The sequence below is a fragment of the Altererythrobacter ishigakiensis genome (assembly GCF_001663155.1).
Classification (GTDB): Bacteria; Pseudomonadota; Alphaproteobacteria; order Sphingomonadales; family Sphingomonadaceae; genus Erythrobacter; species Erythrobacter ishigakiensis.
This window is the reverse complement of the sequence record NZ_CP015963.1, coordinates 1,848,847-1,871,566: the sequence shown is the minus strand read 5'-3', so window position 1 is coordinate 1,871,566 and position 22,720 is coordinate 1,848,847. Positions and strand designations below refer to the sequence as shown.

Below are 22,720 nucleotides of genomic sequence, written 5' to 3'. Positions count from 1 at the left end.
CTAGAAAGGTCACGACTTTTCAGCGGTATAGAGACTTAGTGTAAAGTTTACCGACATTTCACTTCTGCTCATTAAAAGCGAAGGGATGATCGGAGCCTCATCCAGTTTGATGCCATTCTTGGCAGTAACCGCGGCTATTGTGGGGGCCGTGGCCTGCGTGATCGCAGCTGGCTGGGTCTACAAGCGTGGAGAGGCGCAACGTCGGGATCGAGATGCGACGATTTTAGCGCTTCTGTTATCTGCTCTGTGGAGTGTACTTTGCGCAGCATTCGGCGCTGCAGATTTCTCAACTGAGCTTGCTCAAACTGCGCGGAATATAGCGCTTGTTTACTTGCTGTTCCGGCTCTTCGCTAATGACGGCCGGGATCTGAGCATGCGCATGGTTCGCTATCTGGTCATCACCTTGTTCGTAGTGGAGCTGTTTCAACCGCTGTTGCTTATCCTTGATCGGCGGTTCGTGAGCATTCCTGAAGCGCAGGCGTTTATTTTCCAAATCTCTGCCATCTTGCATCTGCTGGTGACGATTGGATCGTTGGTTCTGCTGCACAATCTATATGCGGGTGCGGCAACCACATCGCGCAATCTGCTGCGTTGGAGCGCCTTGGCCCTTGCGGGTTTTTGGCTGTTTGAACTCAACTATTATACAATCGCATACCTCACCGGGGACGCACCCGATCTTCTATCGGTGTTACAGGGCTTTGCAATCGCTGGAGTTGCTGTTTGTCTGGCACTCGGAAGTCATTCACGCACGGCAGGCTTAGAGTTCAGCCCGTCCAGAGCCGTCGCCTTCCGCAGCCTCTCTTTACTGGTCATCACAGCCTACCTGCTTGCGATGGTAGTAATTGCGCAATCACTTGCCGCGTTGGGGGGAGAGCTAGGGCGCTTTTCGCAGGTGGGTTTTCTGATCCTGGCATGTGCAGCGGCCGTGGTGTGGGTTCCCTCCGCAAAGGCACGCGGATGGCTTCGAGTAACCTTAGTCAAACATCTGTTCCAGCATCGTTATGACTACCGGGCAGAGTGGCAGCGTTTCACCGACACCGTGGGTTTGAACGAGAATGACAACGCTACGCTGCAAGATCGTGCTGTGAAGGCGCTGGCCGACATTACAGATAGCCGAGGCGGGCTGCTTCTTGCGCCCAATGAGGAGGCCGAGTTGGAGCTGGTTTCCGATTGGCGATGGCGAGAGATTTCGGTCCCTTCGCCCGCAGCTAAGCGCGGTTTCTCGAGTGCGCTTGAAGAAAGCGGCTACATTGTAGATTTTGACAGAGTCCGCTCAGGCGCGAACGTCCCGGTAGAACTGCGCTCCTTTCCTGAATGGATGCTCGAATCCGAAGACGTTTGGGCCGCAGTTCCGTTATTGCATTATGGTCGACTTGTCGGCGTCGTAATTCTTTCGCGCCCCACAACCAATCGTAGTCTCGATTGGGAAGATCTCGATTTGCTTCGTGTGGCCGGTCGGCAATTGGCGAGTTATCTGGCAGAGCAGACGGGACAGCAGGCCCTGATGGAAGCCAATCGGTTTGACGAGTTCAATCGTCGGATCGCGTTTGTCATGCATGATATCAAAAACCTTGCGAGTCAGCTTAGTTTACTCGCTGGTAACGCTGAAAAGCATGCTGAGAACCCTGAATTCCGTAAGGATATGCTTATAACGCTGCGGAATTCTGCCGACAAATTGAATACGATGCTTGCTCGGCTCGGAAGATATGGTTCCGGAAAACCTTCCGAGATGAGTGTAGTCGAGATTTCCGCGCTCGTTGGTGACATTGCCAAACGTTTTAACGGAATGCACTCAGTAGAGGTGGCGCAGGCCATACCTGGACTCGTCAGATGTGATGTCGAAGCGCTTACACAGGCTCTGCAACACCTTGTTCAGAATGCGATTGACGCCAGCAAGGATGACGACACCGTCTTCCTTGAGGTTAAAAATGACGGCATCCACGCGAAGATCGAGATTGTCGACAGCGGGACGGGAATGACTCCCGAATTTGTGCGCAACGGCCTTTTCAAGCCATTCGTTTCATCGAAAGAAGGCGGGTTCGGTATCGGTGCTTTCGAAGCGAGCGAACTCATCCGTGCGATGGGTGGCAGAATAAATGTTGAGACCCGGCCAGGACTTGGAACCCGGTTTATGGTGACGTTGCCCCTGTCCGCAACGGCCAAACTTTTCGAGCAAAGCTTATCTAAGAAGAACGAGGTGGCGTGATGACCAACCGTAAACCCGTGCTACTCGTCGTCGAAGATGATGAGGGTTTACAGGCACAGCTCAAATGGGCCTATGACGACTTTGAGGTTGTTCCTGCCATAGATCGCGAAAGTGCCATCGCCGCGCTTCGGCAGCATGAACCAGCCGTGGTCACTTTGGATCTCGGACTTCCGCCTGATCCTGACGGCACAAGTGAAGGATTTGCTGTCCTTGATGCGATCATGGAACTCAAACCCGACACCAAGGTAATAGTGGCATCAGGTCATGGCGCCCGCGAAAGCGCGTTGAAGGCAATCGAGGGCGGTGCCTATGACTTCTATCAGAAGCCGGTCGATATTGATGCCTTGGGGCTAATTGTACGGCGCGCGTTCAATCTACATCAGATTGAAGATGAAAATCGCAAACTAAAAGCACAGAGTGGTGATGATCATCGTGTACTCGGCACGATGATAACGAGCGCACCAGAGATGGTGAAAGTTGCTAATACGATTGAGCGGGTAGCAAGAACCAATGTTTCGGTTATGCTGCTGGGAGCTAGCGGTACAGGCAAAGAGTTGCTCGCTAAGGGTTTGCACGATGCGAGTGATCGCAAAGGTGGGCCGTTTGTGGCCATCAACTGCGCTGCAATTCCGGAAAACCTGCTGGAAAGTGAGCTGTTCGGTCATGAGAAGGGCGCGTTCACCGGGGCAGTAAAGACGACCGAAGGCAAGATCGAGAATGCCGCCGGTGGCACGCTATTTCTGGACGAGGTCGGCGACATTCCTTTGCCCCTGCAGGTTAAACTGCTGCGCTTCCTGCAAGAACGCACAATAGAACGTATCGGTGGGCGCAAGGCAATTGAGGTCGACACGCGGATCGTCTGCGCGACACATCAGGATGTTGAGGCGATGTGCGCAGCAGGCACTTTCCGCGAAGACCTGTTCTATCGTTTGGCGGAAATTGTCGTGAAGATCCCTTCATTGGCTGAGCGTCACGGTGACTCAACTTTACTGGCCAAAGCCTTCCTCAAGCGATTTGCCAATGAAATGAACCCGCAGATTACAGGGTTTTCACCTGATGCCCTGGTCGCGATCGATTCACATAACTGGCCAGGTAACGTGCGGGAGTTGGAAAATCGTGTAAAGCGAGCTGTGATCATGGCCGATGGCAAGCTGGTTTGCGCAGGCGATCTGGACCTTCAGGAAAATGGCGTAGGGCGGGATGATGTCCTAAATATCAAGAGCGCACGCGAAGAAGCGGATCGCCGGGTTATTCGGCATGCTTTGGCGCGTAGCGAGGGCAACATTTCGAATACTGCGAAGCTCCTGGGGATCAGCCGCCCCACGTTGTATGACTTGCTGAAGCAATACGATTTGTCTGCATAATGAGGCGGCGAGGGATCGGCGCTCTCGACAGGCGTGTTCCTTAAAGGCAGAGCGAGCCCATGCTCTCTTCCTTGGCGCGAATCTTTGATCCAATGGTCCGTTTACTGATCCTGGCGTTGGTGCTGGCGTTGGTTGCGCCTGTGCCGGATAGCCGCCAGGAACTGGGGCAATGGATCGCCAACGCAGCGATCTTCGTGCTCTTTTTTCTGAACGGTTTACGGCTTCCCCGAGAACAAGTGAGAAGAGGCTTAACAGACTGGCGCTTCCACGGGGCGCTGGCGCTGTGGGTGTTTGGCGCGATGTTGCTGGGCGGATGGGCGATTTATGAGTTCGGCGGTGGCTTGCTCCCGCCGCTTCTGGCATTGGGGTTTCTCTACCTTGGCGCTCTTCCGTCTACGATACAGTCAGCGACGGTCTATACCTCTTTGGCCGGAGGGAATATTGCGCATGCGGTTGTCGCTGCTGCGCTGCTCAACATACTCGGTGTATTCCTCAGCGCACCGCTGTTTGCCGTTATCGCCGGTGGAGACGCTGTAGCGTTTCATAGTGAAGTGCTCGTCAAGATCGCGACGGTGTTGCTTCTCCCATTTGCTCTTGGTCAGATCTTGCAGCCGCGATTTGGCGAAATCATTACCCAGAACCCGGCGCTGACTAAATGGACTGACCGTATTCCGATTGCCGTCGCTGTCTATGTGGCGATGAGCGGTTCGGTGAATGAAGGCATCTGGGATCGGATCAGTGGGTCAGCGTGGATTGCCGCTCTGATCGCTGTATTCCTTTATCTGGCATATGCGATTGCCGGATCATGGGCAGCAGGGGGACTGCTTACCAAAAACCGGCCAGACAGGATCGCGTTCTTGTTTGCGGGGACGCAAAAAAGCCTGGCGATGGGCGCGCCGCTTGCGACGCTGATGTTCGATCCGGCGGTGGCAGGAATCATTCTGATTCCCCTGATCGCCTACCACTTCATCCAGCTGGTCGTGGCTGCGCCGATTGCGAGCCGCCTCAACCCGGCGAGTTGAGATCGATTGTTTCTGAACCTTCGCGCCGGTTGTGTCGTACCGACCACCAGAAGCTCAATCCGATCAGCGTTGCACCCAACAAGCCGGTTATTGTTTCCGGAATGTGGAACTTGGCAGAGAACAGCATGATCGCGCCGAGCACGATGATTGCCCAGAACGCGCCGTGTTCAAGATAGCGGTACTGGTTCAACGTACCGGTCTGGACCAGATGGATCGTAATTGAACGCACGAAGATTGCGCCCACAGACAGACCGAGCGCGATGATCACCATGTTGTTGGAAAGCGCGAAGGCGCCGATCACGCCGTCGAAGCTGAAACTAGCATCAAGCACTTCGAGGTAGAGAAACCCGCCCAAGCCGGACTTCACAACGATGCCTGCCGCGCGTTTCTTTGCTTCGGCTTCTTCCAGTAGGGAAGAGATCGCCTGCACGCCGATGAACGTGACAAGGCCGAGGATGCCTGCCGTCAGGAAGGTGATCGTGTCTTCCGGAGTGAGCAGTGTCGACACGCCGTACAGTACGCTGAGCACCAGTCCGATCTCGATCGCGGGTACGCTGGAAAACCGATTGATACTGCGTTCAAGCATAGCGATCCAATGCACTTCCTTGTCTTCCTCAAAGAAGAAGGTCAGGCCCACCATCGCAAGGAACGCGCCGCCAAAGCCGGCAATGCCGACGTGCGCTTCGGAGACAATTCGTTCGTACTCATCCGGACTGTTGAGCGACAGATTGATAGCTTCAACCGGACCCACTTGTGCAGCGATGGCAACAATCGCGATCGGAAAGACGATCCGCATCCCGAAAACCGCGATGAGTATGCCCCAAGTTAGAAAGCGCCGCTGCCAAACCGGATCCATGTTTCGCAGCACAGTCGCGTTCACGACAGCGTTGTCGAAGCTGAGTGAAACTTCGAGAATGGAAAGCACGAAAACAATCCAGAGGATGCCTAGCGTGGCGGCAATATCCCCCGTGCTGGCCCAGCCATACCAAACCGCCAGGCCAAGGCAGACGGCGGAGAAAGCCAGTGAGAAGCTGTAATAGCGGAGCAGCGTCTGCATCAGTTTTAGCTTTTCGGTTGGTAGGTCTGGTCTGCAGTCGGGAACGTGCGCGCGCGCACTTCCCCTGCATAACTTTCGACGGTCTTGTCGATCATGGCTGCAATATCCTCATACTTCTTCACGAAGCGAGGTACCCGTTCAAACATGCCCAGCATATCCTCGGTCACAAGCACTTGGCCGTCGCATTGGGCCGAGGCGCCAATGCCAATTGTTGGGCAGGAGACTGATTTGGTTGCCTCGATTGCGATTGGTTCGACCACACCTTCAATTACAATGGCGAAGGCTCCAGCTGCGTCCAATGCCTTTGCATCGCTAACGATCTTCTCGGCTTCGGCGTCGCTGCGCCCGCGCGCGGCATATCCGCCCAACACATTAACCGCTTGAGGGGTTAGGCCTACATGGCCCATTACGGGAATGCCGCGCTTGTTCAGAAATTCGACCGTCTCTGCCATCGCTTCACCGCCCTCAAGCTTAACAGCTGCCGCGCCGCTCTGTTTAAGCAGATAGGAAGCGCTTTCGAATGCTTTCTCTTTTGAAGATTCATAGGAGCCGAATGGCATATCGACCACCACGACTGAGTGGTACGAGCCGCGCACAACGGCTGCGGCGTGGTTTGCCATCATTTCCAGCGTCACTGGAACTGTTGAGTCGAGGCCATAGATAACCTGGCCCAGTGAATCCCCGACCAACAGGATGTCACAATGTGCATCAAGTAGTTGAGCCTGACGTGCCGTATAGGCCGTCAACATCACCAGCGGTTCCTTGGTCTCACCATCCTTCTTGTGATCCCGAATTTTTGGAATCGTGAGCCGTTTGCGCGGCTTGGGGGTGGGGGTGGCGCGGCTTGTGCTGGTGTCGAGCTGAAATGTGGTAGACATGCGGCAGCTTTAGCTATGCTGTGGGGATAAGGCAAAGCCAAGATACTTGGCGAAAGTGCAATTTTCTTGCACAAGGCTTTCCAGAACAAAGCGCGTCGAGGACGCGTACTAAAGGGAAAATCTTCAGTCATGGCAGTCACCGGTAAGAGCCACGAGAATTGGTCGTCACGCAGTGCATTTATTCTGGCAGCGGTGGGTTCCGCTGTCGGGTTGGGTAACATGTGGCGGTTTCCCGCAGAGGCGGGGGAGAATGGGGGTGGTGCCTTTGTTCTCTTTTACATCTTCTGCGTTCTTCTGATTGGCCTGCCGGTACTGCTTTCTGAAGTATTGGTCGGGCGTCATGGCCAAGCCAACGCACCTGAAAGTGTGCGCCGTGTTGCACGCGATTCCAATGCGCCGGAGGGATGGGGCATTCTTGGTTCGATGGGGGTGTTTGCAGCGTTCCTGATCTTGAGCTTTTACTGCGTCGTGGGTGGCTGGGTCGTTTATTACATAGGGGTCTTCGCCGGCGATCTAGTCCAAACCGGGCTTTCTGGCGGTGCATTTGAAGGACGCGCTGCGTCTGATATCGAAGGTCTGTTGCCCGGTTTGTTTGGTGACGGTGGACTAATGGTTGGTCTCAATCTCGGTTTTCTCGCTGTGACCATGTTCTTTGTCTCTCGGGGTGTGTCGAGTGGGATTGAATGGGTCGCAGTTTACCTGATGCCCATCTTCTTCCTGCTGTTTGTTGGCATCACTGTTTATGGCGCGTTCACAGGCAATTTCGGAGAGGCTGTTGCCTATCTCTTTACCTTCGATTTTTCGAAGTTGACCGGAGAGGTAATGCTCGCCGCTGTTGGACAAGCGTTCTTTTCTCTCTCGCTTGGCGTGGCAGGCATGATGACTTACGGCGCCTATGCCAATCGTGACACCAATCTGGGTGAGACTTCGGGCATTATCGCAGCGGCTGATACTGGTGTTGCAATGTTGGCGGGCCTCGCCATTTTCCCGATTGTGTTTGCGGCGGGTCTTTCGGCAAGCGCTGGACCGGGCTTGATGTTTCAGTCTTTGCCAATTGCATTTCAGGCGATGCCATTTGGCTCGTTGATCGGCCTTGCCTTCTTCGTGATGGTTTTCTTTGCAGCGCTGACGAGCTCGGTTTCGCTGCTTGAAGCCCCGACGGCTTATGTGTTCGAGAAATTCAGTATGTCGCGACCGGTTGCGACTTTGATTGTCGGTTTGGGGGCAGCGATTTTGGGTGTGCTGTCGTCGCTTTCATTTAATGAGATGGCTGAGTTTTATCCGCTTGGCTTTATTCCGCTATTCGCGGAAACGAATTTCTTCGACACGCTCGATGGTGTGACGGCGAAGTTGTTCATGCCGATTGGTGCGATTTTGACGTGTATTTTCGTCGGTTGGGTAGCTGATGCGAAACTGATCGATGACGAAAATGGACTGGATGGGGTTCTGCATCAGAGCTGGCGGGTGTTGGTTCGTTTTGTTTGTCCCCTGGCTTTGACGGTTATTCTGTTTTTTGGTTTGTTCGGATAAGGCTTGTTGGGTTTGGTGATGGGCCGGAGGTTGATCCTCCGGCCTTTTTCGTGCGCGCAGTCGACAGCCATTGCCAACCCACCGATATTGGAACATAATAGGAACAAATGAGTCGTTCCGTTATGTCCAAAACTACTGATTCTGTCTCTGATATCCTTGTCGCCAATACATCTGCAGGTAGTGCAGCGGCGCTCGTGCAAACCTGTCTACCGCGTTGGAAGCCTGGCCTTTCGGTGCCTCAGCATAGTGAGATATTCTCTGACAGTGATGAAGGCTCCGGCGCTGCGCTGGCCCTTTCCTTAGCGCGCGATGCGATGAAGGTGGCTGCAAGGGATATCGCGCCTGCGCAAGAGGATCGCCGCCAGATCTTGTGGGTGCAGGATAAATCTGCCGTACGCCTCACGGGACGACCCTATGTCCATGGCCTACCTAAAGACTTGCAGCACCGACTTATCCATGTCGAAGCCAAGTCGCCGGAAGATGCGTTGTTTGCGCTGGAAGAAGGGCTGCGTTGTCGTGATCTCGCTTTCGTTCTGGGAGAAATTGCCGGCAATCCGCGTGGACTTAATTTTACTGCGTCACGAAGGTTGAGTTTGGCAACAGAGAAGCATGGCGTGCCCTTGTGGCTGGTGCGGATTGATGCCGAGGCTGATCTGTCTTCAGCGCGGATGCGCTGGAAAGTGACATCTGTACCATCTGCGTCTCCGCGCTGGGCGCGGACCACCCCCGGCCGCCCGACCTGGCGTGCAGAGCTGTTTCGTGCGCGTACGCACCCGCCTGGAGAATGGAGTTTAAGCGATGACGGCAGCGGTCTCATCGCCGCTCGACCGCATAAGCCATCAATCAGCGGCTCCACAGTCGCAACCGCGACGGATCATGTCGATCTGGTTCGTGCAGCTGGCGGTCGATCGCTGGCGGCTCTCTAACGGAATTACGCGTGGTGAGGGTGCAGACGCCGCGCCAACCGTCCTTCTTAGCGAGACTGCTCATGGGCCGCGCATCGCAGCTGTGAATGAGGCGGGACATGCTGCGGGAGCACGGGTGGGTACCATGCTGGCAGATGCGCGCACGCTTTGTCCGGAAATCCAGACAGCCCCGGCTGACCCTGCAGGCGATCTGGCTTTTCTGGAGAAATTGGCACTCTGGGCGCGGCGCTGGGGACCGTGGAGTGCGTTGGATCCACCGGACGGGCTGATCGTCGATGTGACCGCAGTGGCGCATCTATTCGGTGGCGAGAAACGATTGATTGCAGATACGCAGGCGGCATTCCTTGCACGCGATCTGACCGCAAAACTGGCAATCGCGCCAACAGCGGGCGCGGCTTGGGCGTTGGCGCATTACGGGGCAAATGGGGCTATTTTGGGGGCTCAGGACGACGCGGCTATGCATCTGTCGCAGCTACCAGTCGCAGCGTTACGACTGGACTCTGACGTGTTGACCGTGCTGCGCCGCTTGGGTCTTAAGCGCCTGGAAGATCTTGGCGGGGTAGGGAGAGATGCGCTGCAGCGCCGGTTCCGTAATCGCAAATCCCCTGCGTCCAACCCATTGGTGCGAATGGATCAGTTGCTGGGCCGCGTACCTGAGCCGTTGCTGCCAGTGATTCCGCAGGGTGTCCCGCTGGTCGAGCGTCGGTTGATTGAGCCGATCCGTCATCGCAGTCTGCTCGATCAGGTCATGCGCGATCTGGCCGATGACATGGCGCGTGAATTGGAAGGCAAGGGCGAGGGTGCACGACGCTTAGAACTGGGCCTGTGGCGGGTCGATGGAGAAGTGGTGATCCGCACGCTTGAACTTTCCGCATCCACCCGTGATCCTGCCCATATTTGTCGCTTGTTTGGCGCGAAACTTGACGATGTTGATGCTGGCTTCGGGATCGAGTTGCTGCGATTGCGCGCCAGTTGGGCTGAACCTTTGGCGCTCGATCAGCGCGATATCGAGACTGCCGCAGAGGAACACGGCACTTCGCTCAATGCCTGTATCGACCGGTTAACTGTGCGGCTTGGAAAAAACGCTGTGCAGCGCCCTGTAGCGCATGCGAGCCATATACCCGAACGTGCACAGCGCTGGCAGCCTCCGTTGGAGCCTGAGCCCATGACACAAGGTGAGCTTGCTTTTCATCAACGGCCACTAAAATTGTTCGACAAGCCCGAGCCGATATCCGTACTTTATGCGACTCCAGATGGTCACCCGCGTTCTTTCAAGTGGCGGGGAGAAGTGCGTGAAGTCATGCGCGCGGAAGGACCGGAACGAATTGCGCCTGAATGGTGGCGCGAACGCTCAAGCGCACGGCTGCGTGATTACTACAGAATCGAAGACTCAGAGGGGCGGCGTTACTGGATATATCGCCATGGGATCAGTGGTGATGGGCGCGGCGATTTACCACTCTGGTACTTGCACGGGCTCTACGGTTAACAGACAAGTTACTAGAAAACATATAGAAATATTTGCTAGAATTTTCTTTACGTTTTTGCCGCATAAGGGACGCATGCAGCAGACGGAATCATCACGTTCATCCGATCGCAAGCGGCTTGACCTGTTGGTCAAGGGCCGCTCTCGCTCGCGCCCACTCTTCGTCGAAGTGATCGATGTTTCTGAGGGAGGGTGCAAGGTAAAGGGAGGACACGGCTTCGCTCGCGTGGGTGAAAGCATCCTCTTGCGGATCGACGGAGTGCATACACCTGTTGGAAAGTTCGTCTGGGTAGACGGAAGATATGCAGGAATTGCTTTTGAAGGAAAGATGCACCCGGCGGTTGTCGATTTCCTCCACAATGAGAACGCGAGAAAGAAAGAACAGAAGAAAGCAGGCAAGGCTGCCTGATTCTTTGCTCGCCCTTTGACCATCTGCTTGAAAAGTTGAGTTGGAACATTTAGTGAACATAAGTTTGATCCAGAAGATCAATCTATGTGAACTATGCCCGATTCACCGCCGACAGCAGCCAAGCGCCGGATCGATGTCGATCCTGATGCGATTACACCGCCTGAGCGTGCGCCCTTTGTCGAGCTGGGGCTGGTTAGCTGTTTCAGTTTTCTGCGTGGTGCTTCTGACGCTGTTGATCTGGTCAGCACCGCTCACCTTCAAGGTTACGACGCAATCGGGATAGCCGATGCCAACTCGTTTGCCGGCGTCGTGCGCATTCACTGTGAAGCAACCACGCTCAAAATGAGGCCGGTGATCGGCACGCGGATTGAGACGGTCGAGGGACTTGCATGTCTCGCGTACCCTAAGAACCGGGCTGCCTATGGCCGGTTGTGCCAGCTGATCAGTGCTGGACGAATGCAAACACTCACTGGCGAGTGGCAAGAAAAAGGCGTGTGCGAAATCTCGCTCGCCATGCTTGCCGAGTATGCTGAGGATGTGCAGCTCATCCTGTTACCACCAGCTGACTTGAGAGCACGTTTTACTGTTCCGGCCTGGGCGAACAACGTAGTGGCGCTCGATAGCAACTGTACGCTTGCCGATCACGTATCAGGCAATTTTACGGAACTGCTTCCACATTTGACGGCAGGGCTGCCTACGCTGCGCCACATTGCGGCAAGCTATCTCTTCCGCGGCGATGATATCGCACGGATCGAAATGCTCGATACTTTGGCCAAGGCCAACGGGCTTTGCCTGCTGGCAACCAACGATGTGCACTACGCGACACCCGACAAGCGTCCCTTGCAGGATGTAATGACCGCGATCAAATACAAGACCAAGGTGGCTGAGGCAGGGCATTTGCTGGCAGCCAATGCCGAACGACACCTGAAATCACCACAAGAGATGCAACAGCTGTTTTCACGCTGGCCGCATGCGATCGCTGCTGCGCGCGAAGTGGCCGACGCTTGCGAGTTTAGTCTTGAAGAATTGCGCTACGAGTATCCTGAGGAAATCTACCCCGCCGGAATGGCTCCCCAGCAATATCTCGAAAGCGAAACTTGGAAAGGGGCAGATCGACGCTATCCGGAAGGTGTCCCAGACAGCGTGCGGTCAACACTGAAGCGGGAGCTTGACCTGATAGGCAAGCTCGACCTTGCGCGCTATTTTCTCACTATCAAGGACATTGTCGATTTCGCGCGTAGCGTTGACCCGCCGATCCTGTGCCAGGGCCGAGGTTCAGCGGCGAATTCAGCGGTATGCTATTGCCTTGAGATCACCAGCGTCGATCCGGCCAAGCACCAGCTCCTGTTTGATCGCTTTATCTCCGAAGAACGTAAAGAGCCGCCCGATATCGACGTCGATTTCGAGCATGAGCGGCGTGAGGAAGTGATCCAGTATCTTTACCGGAAATACGGCCGTCATCGCGCCGGACTGACTGCGACTGTGATCCATTATCGGCCACGCATGGCAATCCGCGAGGTGGGCAAGGTGATGGGCCTGTCCGAAGATGTGACCAGCTCACTCGCGCGGACAGTTTGGGGGAGCTACGGTAGCGAGATCGCGGAAAAGCACGTCAAGGAAACGGGCATGGATGTGCGCGATCCACATTTGAAGCGTGTGATCAAGCTGGCAGAGCAGATGATCGGCATGCCACGTCATCTCAGCCAGCATGTCGGCGGCTTCATCCTGACCGAAGGTGCGCTGACTGAAACTGTTCCGATCGGGAATGGCGCGATGCCTGACCGCAGCTTCATCGAATGGGACAAGGATGACATCGAAGCCCTGGGTATCCTGAAAGTCGATGTGCTGGCGCTGGGAATGCTCACGTGTATCAAGAAATGCTTTGATTTGCTTGAGGCGCATCATGATCGCACTCTGACATTGGCAACGGTACCGCGCGAAGACCCGGAGACTTATACGATGCTGCGACGCGGGGATTCATTGGGCGTGTTTCAGGTCGAGAGCCGCGCACAGATGAATATGTTACCCCGGCTACGTCCACGAGAGTTCTACGATCTGGTCATCCAAGTCGCGATTGTTCGTCCTGGTCCTATTCAGGGTGACATGGTGCACCCCTATCTGAAGCGCCGCAGGGGTGCAGAACCGGTACAAATTCCTGCGCCCGCGCCTGAGCATGGCCCACCGGATGAGCTTTCCAGCATCCTTGCGCGCACCTTGGGTGTGCCGATCTTTCAGGAGCAAGCGATGAAGATCGCGCTTGATGCCGCGAAGTTTTCCAGCGCAGAGGCCAATCGGTTGAGGAAGGCAATGGCAACCTTCCGTTCGCGCGGGATGGTGCACGAGCTGGAAGACATGATGGTCGGGCGAATGGTTGCGCGTGGGTATGACCCGGATTTTGCCGAGCGCTGCTTCAACCAGATAAAGGGCTTTGGGGAATATGGCTTCCCGGAAAGTCACGCGGCCAGCTTTGCGCATCTGGTCTATGTTTCTAGCTGGCTCAAATGCCATTTCCCCGCTGCTTTCGCCTGCGCATTGCTCAATTCTCAGCCGATGGGATTCTATGCCCCGGCACAAATTGTACGTGACGCGCGTGAGCATGGGGTTGAGGTGCTTCCGGTAGATGTGAATCACTCTATGTGGGACAACACTCTCGAACATGCTGCCGTGTCCCGGCGCGAGCGAGATAGCATCGCCATGCGTATGGGACTGCGACAGGTTGATGGCCTGCCAGAACATGTGGCGGCACGAATAGTTACGGCGAGGGCAGAGGGCGGCGTGTTTAAGGACGTAGCCGAACTGCGTGAGCGGGCAGGGCTTTCTCCTGCGCATATCGAACGACTTGCAAGCGCGGATTGCTTCACGTCGCTGGGCCTTTCACGCCGGCAGGCCTTGTGGGACGCGCGCAGCCTGATCGCGGCACCTGATCTGCCGCTATTTCAGGCTGCAGCAGAACGTGATGAAGGGGCTGAAAAGGCACGCACCAAGCTGCCGCAAATGCCACTCAGCGAAGAAGTAGTAACGGATTATCAGACCACGCGCCTCAGTCTGAAGGCACACCCGCTTTCCTTTTTGCGCGCGTCGCTCGCGGAGCGCGGCTTTGTACGCGCTTGTGAGCTGAGGGACCGCAAGTTCCGCTCCATGGTGCAGATCGCGGGTTTGGTGTTGATCCGTCAACGACCGGGGTCTGCAAAGGGCGTGTGTTTTATCACACTGGAGGATGAAACAGGGGTCGCGAACCTTGTGGTCTGGCCTGATGTTATGGAGAAACAGCGGCGCGTCATCATGGGCGCGCGGCTGATGGAGGTGCGAGGGCGGGTCGAATATGACGATGAAGTCATACACGTGATTGCGCATCATATGACCGATGCCACTGATACGCTTTATGGTTTGGCGGATGACTTGCTGGCGTCACCTGTAGCGCGTGCCGATCACGTCAGCAGTCCGCTCAACTCGCGCAAGCCATTGACCGTCAAACCTCGTGATCTGCATGGCGAACGGCCACTGCCTGCCATAGGGCATCCGCGCAACCTGCGCATCCTGCCCAAGTCACGCGACTTTCACTGAGTCATACGGCTTCTAACGCATAACCGGCTGATCGAACCGTCCGAATCGGATCCTTAAGGCCATCCATTTCGATGGCCTTTCGCAAACGTCGAATATGCACATCGACGGTGCGCAACTCGATATCGCTTTCAGTGCCCCAGACTGCATCAAGTAACTGACCGCGGCTGAACACCCGCCCGGGGCTTTCCATGAAGAATTTGAGCAAACGATACTCGGTCGGACCAAGCTTGAGATCACGCCCACGCCGCTGAACCTTGTGTGCAACGGGATCAAGCATGATGTCACCCACTGAAATGCTCTCACCAGCAAGCGCAGGGCGGATACGACGCATGACGGCAGCCACACGTGCTAGCAGTTCGCGCGGGCTAAAGGGCTTGGTCAAATAGTCATCCGCCCCGGTTTCCAAACCTCGCACCCGATCATCCTCCGCCTCACGGGCGGTGAGCATGATGATTGGAACGTGAGCAGTGCTTTTGTCTCGGCGAAGGCGGCGGCAAACTTCAATCCCGCTAGTTCCTTCAATCATCCAGTCGAGAATTATCAGGTCTGGCAAGTCTTCAGCAGCCAATATCAGCGCTTCATCGCCGTCAGCTGTGCAACGCACATCGTAGCCTTCGTTCGAAAAACGATACTCGAGGAGCTCCGAAAGGGACGGGTCATCTTCGACGAGCAATAATTTAGCCGCGGACATAATCGTCAGTCTCCTTCAACCGAATGCGACGAGGAGAGCTCTATTGCACTTTTACGACAGATTGATGTCAATCATCCTCATCCGGCGGATATGTCCCGGTCGCCGCATAATGTACCATCTCGGCAACATTGGTCGCATGGTCGCCGATCCGTTCAATATTCCGGGCGACGAAAAGTAATTGTGCCGCGCTAGAAATGGTCGCAGGATTCTCTACCATATGACTGACAAGGTTCCGGAAAATACTGTCGTAAAAAGCATCTACCTTGTTGTCAGCCGCGATCACTTCGCGCGCAAGATCGGGGTCACGTGCAGCATAGGCAGTCAGCACATCATGCACCATTTCGCCGGCCAATTCGCCCATGGCCGGCAATAGGGTAAGCGGCTCAAATCGCTTGCGGTCTTCAACTTGACCAACTCGGCGTGCGATATTCTTTGAATAATCGCCGATACGTTCGACCACACCGGCAATCTTCAGCGCTGCGATGACTTCACGCAGGTCGTCAGCCATTGGTGCACGCAAGGCAATCACCCGCACAGCCAACTTGTCCACCTCTGACTCAAGCGCGTCGATCTTCTTGTCGTTCTTGACGACCTTTTCGCCCAGCTCTTCATCGCCGCGCACCATAGCATCAAGCGCATCCTGGAGAGCGACTTCGGCAAGCCCCCCCATTTCCGCAATCAAGCCGCGCAGACGCGTGATGTCTTCGTCGAATGCTTTGACTGTATGTTCAGCCATTATCCGTACCGTCCTGTAATGTAATCCTTGGTCCGATCCTCGATGGGGTTCGTGAATATGTCAGAAGTCTGACCGTATTCTACCATCTTACCAAGGTGGAAAAACGCTGTGCGTTGTGAAACACGCGCGGCTTGCTGCATTGAGTGAGTGACGATCACAATCGCATAGCGATCGGTCAACTCAGCGATCAGTTCTTCAATCTTTGCCGTAGCTATGGGGTCAAGCGCTGAACACGGCTCATCCATCAGGATAACTTCAGGATCGACTGCGATTGCCCGCGCGATACACAGGCGTTGCTGCTGCCCACCAGAGAGTGCAGTCCCGCTATCCTGCAGGCGATCTTTTACTTCGTCCCACAGGCCCGCACGGGTCAGCGACCGCTCAACGACAGCGTCGAGTTCATCTTTGCTTTCAGCAAGTCCGTGGATCTTTGGGCCATAAGCGATGTTATCATAAATCGACTTGGGAAATGGGTTAGGCTTCTGAAACACCATTCCGACGCGTGCGCGCAACTGAACCACGTCCATACCGGAACGGTAAATGTCTTCGCCATCGAGCTCGATAGTACCTTCGACGCGCGCAGTCGGGATCGTATCATTCATACGATTCAATACCCGCAGGAACGTCGATTTACCGCAGCCAGATGGACCGATGAACGCTGTCACGTACCCGGTCGGGATATCGATCGAGACATTATCGATCGCTTGTTTCTCGCTATAGAAGACCGACACGTCCTTCGCGCGCATCTTAGCATCAAGCGTCTCAAGGTTGGGGTGGATTACAGTCACCAGGTCTTCTCGAATTTGTTGCGTAGGTAAATGGCGAGGCCGTTCATCAGCAGGAGGAACAGCAACAGGATTATGATAGCCGCACTCGTCCGTTCGACAAAACCTCGATCGATTTCGTCTGACCAGAGGAAAATTTGAACTGGCAGAACGGTAGCGGGTGATGTGAAACCATCGGGAGGAGTCGCTACGAACGCACGCATGCCGATCATCAGCAACGGTGCTGTTTCACCAAGTGCACGCGCCATGCCGATAATTGTTCCGGTCAGGATACCTGGAAGCGCAAGCGGCAAGACGTGATGAAACACGACTTGGACCGGAGATGCACCAATTGCCAGCGCGCCGTCGCGAATTGAAGGTGGTACCGCTTTGATCGCATTGCGTCCTGAAATCACGATCACCGGCATTGTCATCAGCGCGAGCGTCATGCCCCCGATCAGGGGTGCAGAACGGTAGTTCGGGAACATCCAGAGGAACACCGCGAGGCCAAGCAGACCAAAAATTATGGATGGGACAGCGGCGAGATTGTTGATCGATACTTCGATTAAATCAGTCCAACGATTCTTGGGGGCATACTCTTCGAGGTATAGCGCAGCCATTACGCCAATCGGGAATGCGAGAAGCAGGGTGACAATCATGGTGAGGATTGAACCCTTCAAAGCTCCCCAGATGCCTACTTTTTGTGGGCTCGTTGCATCGGAACGCTGCAGAAACCCTGCGTCAAAATTGCTAGCAAGCTTCCCATCAGCCTCCAGCCGGTCGGCCAGTGCCTGCATCTCGGTCGAACCCTCGCCTTTAAGTCCAGATGCAAGATCGTCTGATGCGGGCAGGCTGAATGTTTGCTGTGTCTGTAGGATGGACGGATCGGCAATAATGTCTGCCGCGACATCGCGCCAAGCTTCGCTGCTGATTCCCCGGGCGCCTTCCTCTCCAAGCTCTTGCGTGGCGTAGAATTGAACCACATCGGCCAGTCCTTGGCCTTCGAGTGTTTGAATGGCCAAGGGGCCGCTCAGAGTGTTCTCATCACCAGCAATACCCGACTGACTGAGATCAATCTTGACGTCGATCTCTGCGCGCTGGAATCCAGCCAGGCCATTGTAGGTCATGTTGCCGAGCAGAAAGATCAGCACTGCTACAGAAAGCAGAATCGCGCTCAGGCCGGCAAGCTTGAAGCGTCTTTCAGCCGCGTAACGCTTCTCAAGGTGCTGACGGAATGCATCGGTCCGCGTCGGGCGGATGGCGTCGGGGGAGGCTGTTGCGTCACTCATAAGCTTCACGGAACCGCTTTACGACACGCAGGGCAACAAAGTTGAGACCTAGAGTGACGATGAAGAGAACAAGGCCAAGCGCAAAAGCGCTGAGCGTTGCCGGGTGATCAAAACTACCTTCGCCGGTTAACATGGCAACGATCTGGAACGTGACTGTAGTCATGGCCTCGAGTGGATTGGCTGATAGGTTTGCAGCAGCTCCCGCTGCCATAACGACGATCATAGTTTCGCCGATGGCTCGACTGATTGCGAGCATGACGCCGCCGACAATTCCGGGCAGAGCAGCGGGCACAAGCACCCGCTTGATTGTTTCGGATTTGGTGGCGCCCAATGCTAAGCTGCCGTCACGCATTGCGCTTGGCACGGCGGCAATGGAATCGTCTGCCATGGATGAGACAAATGGGATGATCATAACGCCCATGACCAGGCCCGCAGCCAGTGCACTTTCGCTTGAGGCATTGCTGATGCCTATCGCAACAGCTGCGTCGCGAATGGCCGGTGCTACGGTAAGGGCGGCAAAATAGCCGTAGACCACTGTTGGAACACCAGCCAGAATCTCAAGCGCGGGCTTGAGCCACTTGCGCAGAGTCGGGTTGGCATATTGTGTAAGATAGATTGCGCTCATCAACCCAAGGGGGATCGCAACAATCATCGCAATAATGGCGCCGATATAAATTGTGCCCCAGAAGAGCGGGATGGCCCCATAACGCGTCGGGTCGGGGCTTTCCGGATTGCTCATGGGGTCCGGCCCCCAGAACGTCCCGAATAGAAAATCAATCGGATTGACCATGCCGAAGAAGCGGATCGTCTCAAACACGAGGCTGGCAAAAATGCCAAACGTCGTGAGGATAGCGACCAGCGATGCAAGCAGGAGCAGCGCCATCACGGAGCGCTCAACCTTGGTTCGAGCAGAAAAGTCCGGCTTAATCTTCAGAAACGCCCGAATTCCGGACAAAAGGGCTATCGCGCTGGCTACCGCCACGCCAATCAACTGATAACGTTGCAGCGCATCACGGAAGGGTTCAATCAGAGGTTCCGCACTGGGATTAAACACCGCATTGGCTTGCCCTGTTGCAACCGCGCGGGCTTCTGCAAGGATCGACTCTCGTTCGAAACCGAATTCTGGCAGCGTCTGCGCTGCTGGTGTGCTCAAGACTGCCTGGAGTACCAATTGCGGTTCAATGAATGACCACAGGCCTATAAAGGCCAGCATTGGCACGATGATCCATAGCGCGACGTACCACCCGTGATAATTCGGTCGCGAAGTCAACCGTACAACACTGTCCGATGACTGAAGACTCCACGCCTTCGCACGAGCCGCAAGCCACCCGGCAAGGGCTAGACCAAGTCCAATCAAGAGCAGCGTAATTGGCGTCATTGCTTAGCTAATATGCCCCGTTGCTGCGCTCATGCCCCAGTCGTGGGAAGTACGCCTAGGTGATCTAAACTCTGTATGTTTCAAACCCGCGAAAGAATGCGAATCTGTATGACGGTCGCGCCGGTCGCCGAGTGCTTTGTTAAAGAAATAAGACAAATTCATGACAATCAGTCATTCTCATCTGAAACGGCCGGAATCCGGACAATTACAGATGTGCCTTTGCCCAAAGAGCTTTCTATGTCGAGCCGGCCGCGGTGGCGCTCCACAATATGTTTTACAATCGCGAGGCCCAGGCCGGTTCCGCCTGCGGCGCGGCTCCTGCCCGGATCAGTCCGATAAAACCGCCTTGTAAGATGCGGGAGATGTTCCGGATCAATGCCATCACCCCTGTCAGTAACCGTCAACCTTGCATTGGCATCCTTGCCGCTTTCCAGGACTACGCTGACGGGTTTGTCCTGGTGGCCATACTTCAGCGCGTTATCGACCAGATTGCGTACAAGCTGTTCAAGTTGCTGTTGATCGCCGCGAACGTTCAGGTTTGGTGTAAGTTGCAACTCGAGTCGTTCGGCCCGCTCTTGACCGGCGGCATCTCGTGCAGCGCGTTCGACAAGTCCTGCAAAGTCGACCAGATCTGTCGGTTCGTCATGCTTGACCGCCTCGATGCGCGACAGCGACATCAGATCACTGACCAGCGATTGCAACCGCTGTGCTTCGCGATGAATGGTATCGAGAAACTTCTGTGACGTAGGCTTGTCCAAGGCGGCGCTATCGTCCTGCAAGGTCTCTACATAGCCGATTATCGAAGCGAGCGGCGTGCGTAGTTCGTGACTGGCATTGGCAACAAAATCGGTGTGCGCCCGACTGATATCCGCTTCTGCAGTCAAATTCGTCAACTCGATTACCGACATCGAGTCGCTTAGCTTCTGGCGCTTCATGCGCCAGATATCACGCCTCCTTACGAGCCCCTTTATTATCGCCGCCCCATTTTTCTTTTTGGTAAGCAACTTAACTGCAGCAGGCTGGCGGAAGGCCATCCGCGAATCTTGCCCGATGATGTGATTGCCCAGAACCCGCTTTGCTGCCCGATTGGCTATCGACACTTTCCCATCCTCGATCACCAGCAGGGGGATAGAAGAATGCTGGATCAACTCGCCCATGGATTCGCTTGTGATCAGGCCATCGTTATGACGCTCATGCGATGGGGGTGGGGTAGCGTTAGCAAGGTAGATCGACCCTACCCACAAGACGAACACGCCGATCGAAGGTGCTATCCCAAGGCCAAAAAGGACCAACGTCAAACAAGCAATCGCGGCGATCACGATTGATGTAACGGGGTGCTCCGGGCCGCTATCCATGGTTGTGGGCCATACCAGATAACACGGCCAATAAAAGCGCAGGCATCTGTGTGCCTGTGCGTTTTATTCGGATAAATGCGCGCGTGGAGAAAGTGGTGGTGACCCGTACGGGAATCGAACCCGTGTTTCAGCCGTGAAAGGGCCGCGTCCTAACCGCTAGACGAACGGGCCACGCTCGCTTGCGAGAGCGCGCCTCTAGAGGGGTGGGCGATTCCGGTCAAGCCCAGTTTTCAATCAATCTGCAAAAGCTGCATCTTCGAGGTGCAATTCTGCCTGAGGTCGAGGGCCCCAATCATCGATTTTGACACGCCCAGCCAAGTGAAATTTGCGTCCGTGTGCTCTGTGTAGCAGCGTTTGGGCCATCTCAGTCTCGGCAGCGCGGAAGGCGATCGATTTAAACGAGCGCCCATCTTCGCCTGCGGCGATAACACGTAAATGATCTTTGCCCACCACATCGGCTTTAACGATGCGTACGGGCCCAACGGCCACTCGAGGTGCAGGCCAGCCAACCCCGAATGGTCCGGCTTTCTCAAGGGTACTGACCAAATCTGGCGTGAGACCGCCGGGCGCCAAGGAAAGGTCAAGCTGCATCGCTTGGTTCAAACCCGCCTTCTCGACGTCTCGAGAAAGTCGTTGGTCCAGATAGTCGGCGAGAGCGTCGATCTTTCCCGATTCCACGGTCAAGCCAGCGGCCATCGCATGCCCCCCTCCGGCGATCAGCAATTCGGCTTCGCGCGCAGCAATGATTGCTGCTCCCAGATCCACTCCAGAAATCGATCTGCCTGAACCTTTGCCAACACCCTCTGTTTCGTCGACCGCAATGACCAGACTTGGCTTCCCAGTCTTTTCTTTGATTCGACCGGCCACGATCCCGATCACACCAGGGTGCCAATCTCTACCGGAAAGCAGGATCACAGCACGATTGTGCTGGGTAGCGATTTGATCTTCAGCCTGTGCCTGTACCAGAGCTTCGATCGCGCGACGTTCTTCATTAAGCTGCGAGAGTTGCTCCGCAATCTCGGCCGCTTCGACTGGATCATCTGTTGTGAGCAAGCGCACCCCCAATGTGGATTCACCCACCCGTCCGCCGGCGTTGATTCTTGGGCCGAGTGCGAAGCCAAGGTCGCTGCATTGTGGCGCGCGCTTCAATCGGCTCGCGTCGATCAAGGCAGCCATCCCAACCCGTTCGCGCTTGCCCATGATCTTCAACCCCTGCGCCACGAAGGCGCGATTCAAGCCATGAAGGGCGGCAACATCGGCCACTGTACCAAGTGCAACCAGATCAAGCAGGGACATCAGGTTGGGTTCTTTGTGCGTCTCGAAATAGCCTTGCGCGCGCAGCACTCTAACGATCGCGATTGCCAGCAGGAAAGCAACTCCTACAGCCGCCAGATGGCCATGCGCGGCAGCTTCATCATCCTCATCCAAGCGGTTGGGGTTTACCAACGCAGCCGCGAGAGGCAGCTCCGGAGCGCACTTGTGATGATCGACCACGATCACGTCCACGCCAGCATCGTGCGCCTGCTTCAATGCGTCGAATGCCATAGCCCCGCAATCGACTGTTACGATCAGGCTGGATCCGCTCTTGGCGAGATTGATCAATGCTTCACCGCTTGGCCCATATCCTTCGAGCAATCTGTCAGGAATATAATAGCCCGCTTCGGCACCCAATTCGCGCAGCAAGTTAACCAACAAGGCGGCGCTGGTGGCGCCATCTACGTCGTAGTCTCCGTAGATCGTGATGTTTTCACCGCCAAGAATGGCGGAAACTATCCGCTCAGCGGCGGCATCCATATCGCGGAAAATGCTGGGATCGGGAAGAAACTCGCGCATCGTTGGCGACATGTTGCGCGCAAGGTCAGTTTCCGTAACACCTCGCGTTTTGAGCAATTGCGCAATTATGTTGTCCTCAAGGCCGGTTGAAGCGGGATCAATCTCCATATTGCCGCCGCGCCATAGCCAGGCTTTTCCGGATAGGGAGGTGCTCACGCCAAGTACATGGGATATCGATCGGGAGGCCATGGTCGAACTATAGTGTATCTATTGCCGCTACAGAAGCTACTTGGAT

Annotated in this window: 17 protein-coding genes and 1 tRNA gene; 8 read left to right on the top strand and 10 right to left on the bottom strand. The window is 55.5% G+C overall.

Going from position 1 to position 22,720, the window contains the following annotated elements; genetic code table 11:
- The first annotated feature begins 109 nt into the window (after window positions 1–109).
- The 3 genes from prsK to A6F69_RS08870 are packed head-to-tail and all read left to right on the top strand — an operon-like array spanning window position 110 to window position 4,592.
- A complete protein-coding gene (prsK, locus tag A6F69_RS08880; protein ID WP_083984855.1) occupies window positions 110–2,206 on the top strand; it encodes an XrtA/PEP-CTERM system histidine kinase PrsK in 2,097 nt (698 codons plus the stop codon).
- Window positions 2,206–3,570 carry a PEP-CTERM-box response regulator transcription factor gene (gene prsR, locus A6F69_RS08875; RefSeq protein WP_067600078.1) on the top strand — a complete coding sequence of 455 codons (1,365 nt, stop codon included), beginning with the start codon at window positions 2,206–2,208 and terminating at the stop codon, window positions 3,568–3,570. The genes prsK and prsR overlap by 1 nt, the downstream gene beginning before the upstream one ends.
- 59 nt (window positions 3,571–3,629) lie before the next feature.
- A complete protein-coding gene (locus A6F69_RS08870) occupies window positions 3,630–4,592 on the top strand; it encodes a bile acid:sodium symporter (RefSeq protein ID WP_067600074.1) in 963 nt (320 codons plus the stop codon).
- Here the strand turns inward: A6F69_RS08870 and A6F69_RS08865 are convergent.
- The gene (locus A6F69_RS08865) at window positions 4,576–5,649 is read right to left on the bottom strand and encodes a DUF475 domain-containing protein (RefSeq protein ID WP_179946155.1); all 1,074 of its coding nucleotides are present in this window, start codon (window positions 5,647–5,649) and stop codon (window positions 4,576–4,578) included. The genes A6F69_RS08870 and A6F69_RS08865 overlap by 17 nt on opposite strands.
- A gap of 5 nt (window positions 5,650–5,654) precedes the next feature.
- Complete coding sequence (gene panB, locus A6F69_RS08860) at window positions 5,655–6,527, bottom strand: 3-methyl-2-oxobutanoate hydroxymethyltransferase (RefSeq protein WP_067600071.1); 873 nt, start codon at window positions 6,525–6,527, stop codon at window positions 5,655–5,657.
- A 129-nt stretch (window positions 6,528–6,656) separates the two neighbouring features.
- On the opposite strand from panB, the gene A6F69_RS08855 reads away from it, so the two are divergent.
- From A6F69_RS08855 to A6F69_RS08840, 5 genes are all read left to right on the top strand, one after another.
- Window positions 6,657–8,057: a sodium-dependent transporter gene (locus A6F69_RS08855; protein ID WP_067600068.1), complete on the top strand. Its 1,401-nt coding sequence runs from the start codon at window positions 6,657–6,659 to the stop codon at window positions 8,055–8,057.
- A 107-nt stretch (window positions 8,058–8,164) separates the two neighbouring features.
- Window positions 8,165–8,983: an ImuA family protein gene (locus A6F69_RS12965; RefSeq protein WP_245638222.1), complete on the top strand. Its 819-nt coding sequence runs from the start codon at window positions 8,165–8,167 to the stop codon at window positions 8,981–8,983.
- On the top strand, window positions 8,934–10,469 hold the full coding sequence (locus A6F69_RS08850; protein WP_083984748.1) for a DUF6504 family protein: 1,536 nt from the start codon (window positions 8,934–8,936) through the stop codon (window positions 10,467–10,469). The genes A6F69_RS12965 and A6F69_RS08850 overlap by 50 nt, the downstream gene beginning before the upstream one ends.
- A 73-nt stretch (window positions 10,470–10,542) precedes the next feature.
- On the top strand, window positions 10,543–10,875 hold the full coding sequence (locus tag A6F69_RS08845) for a PilZ domain-containing protein (RefSeq protein ID WP_067600061.1): 333 nt from the start codon (window positions 10,543–10,545) through the stop codon (window positions 10,873–10,875).
- 93 nt (window positions 10,876–10,968) lie between these two features.
- A complete protein-coding gene (locus A6F69_RS08840) occupies window positions 10,969–14,439 on the top strand; it encodes an error-prone DNA polymerase (protein WP_067600058.1) in 3,471 nt (1,156 codons plus the stop codon).
- 1 nt (window position 14,440) lies between these two features.
- Here A6F69_RS08840 and phoB read toward each other — a convergent pair whose 3' ends face one another.
- From phoB to recJ, 8 genes are all read right to left on the bottom strand, one after another.
- The gene (gene phoB, locus A6F69_RS08835; protein WP_067600055.1) at window positions 14,441–15,130 is read right to left on the bottom strand and encodes a phosphate regulon transcriptional regulator PhoB; all 690 of its coding nucleotides are present in this window, start codon (window positions 15,128–15,130) and stop codon (window positions 14,441–14,443) included.
- Window positions 15,131–15,197: 67 nt separating this feature from the next.
- A complete protein-coding gene (gene phoU / locus A6F69_RS08830) occupies window positions 15,198–15,866 on the bottom strand; it encodes a phosphate signaling complex protein PhoU (protein WP_179946154.1) in 669 nt (222 codons plus the stop codon).
- Window positions 15,866–16,612, bottom strand: a complete 747-nt coding sequence (gene pstB / locus A6F69_RS08825) for a phosphate ABC transporter ATP-binding protein PstB (RefSeq protein ID WP_067602858.1) — start codon at window positions 16,610–16,612, stop codon at window positions 15,866–15,868. Before pstB ends, phoU begins: the two co-directional genes overlap by 1 nt.
- Window positions 16,613–16,650: 38 nt before the next feature.
- Window positions 16,651–17,919, bottom strand: coding sequence for a phosphate ABC transporter permease PstA (gene pstA / locus A6F69_RS08820; RefSeq protein WP_067600049.1), 1,269 nt, complete (start codon window positions 17,917–17,919; stop codon window positions 16,651–16,653).
- The gene (pstC, locus tag A6F69_RS08815) at window positions 17,912–19,297 is read right to left on the bottom strand and encodes a phosphate ABC transporter permease subunit PstC (protein ID WP_067600046.1); all 1,386 of its coding nucleotides are present in this window, start codon (window positions 19,295–19,297) and stop codon (window positions 17,912–17,914) included. Before pstC ends, pstA begins: the two co-directional genes overlap by 8 nt.
- A 167-nt stretch (window positions 19,298–19,464) precedes the next feature.
- The gene (locus A6F69_RS08810) at window positions 19,465–20,652 is read right to left on the bottom strand and encodes a sensor histidine kinase (RefSeq protein ID WP_067600044.1); all 1,188 of its coding nucleotides are present in this window, start codon (window positions 20,650–20,652) and stop codon (window positions 19,465–19,467) included.
- Window positions 20,653–20,748: 96 nt separating this feature from the next.
- A tRNA-Glu gene (locus A6F69_RS08805) sits at window positions 20,749–20,823 on the bottom strand.
- A 63-nt stretch (window positions 20,824–20,886) separates the two neighbouring features.
- Complete coding sequence (gene recJ, locus A6F69_RS08800; RefSeq protein ID WP_067600040.1) at window positions 20,887–22,674, bottom strand: single-stranded-DNA-specific exonuclease RecJ; 1,788 nt, start codon at window positions 22,672–22,674, stop codon at window positions 20,887–20,889.
- Window positions 22,675–22,720: the final 46 nt, after the last annotated feature.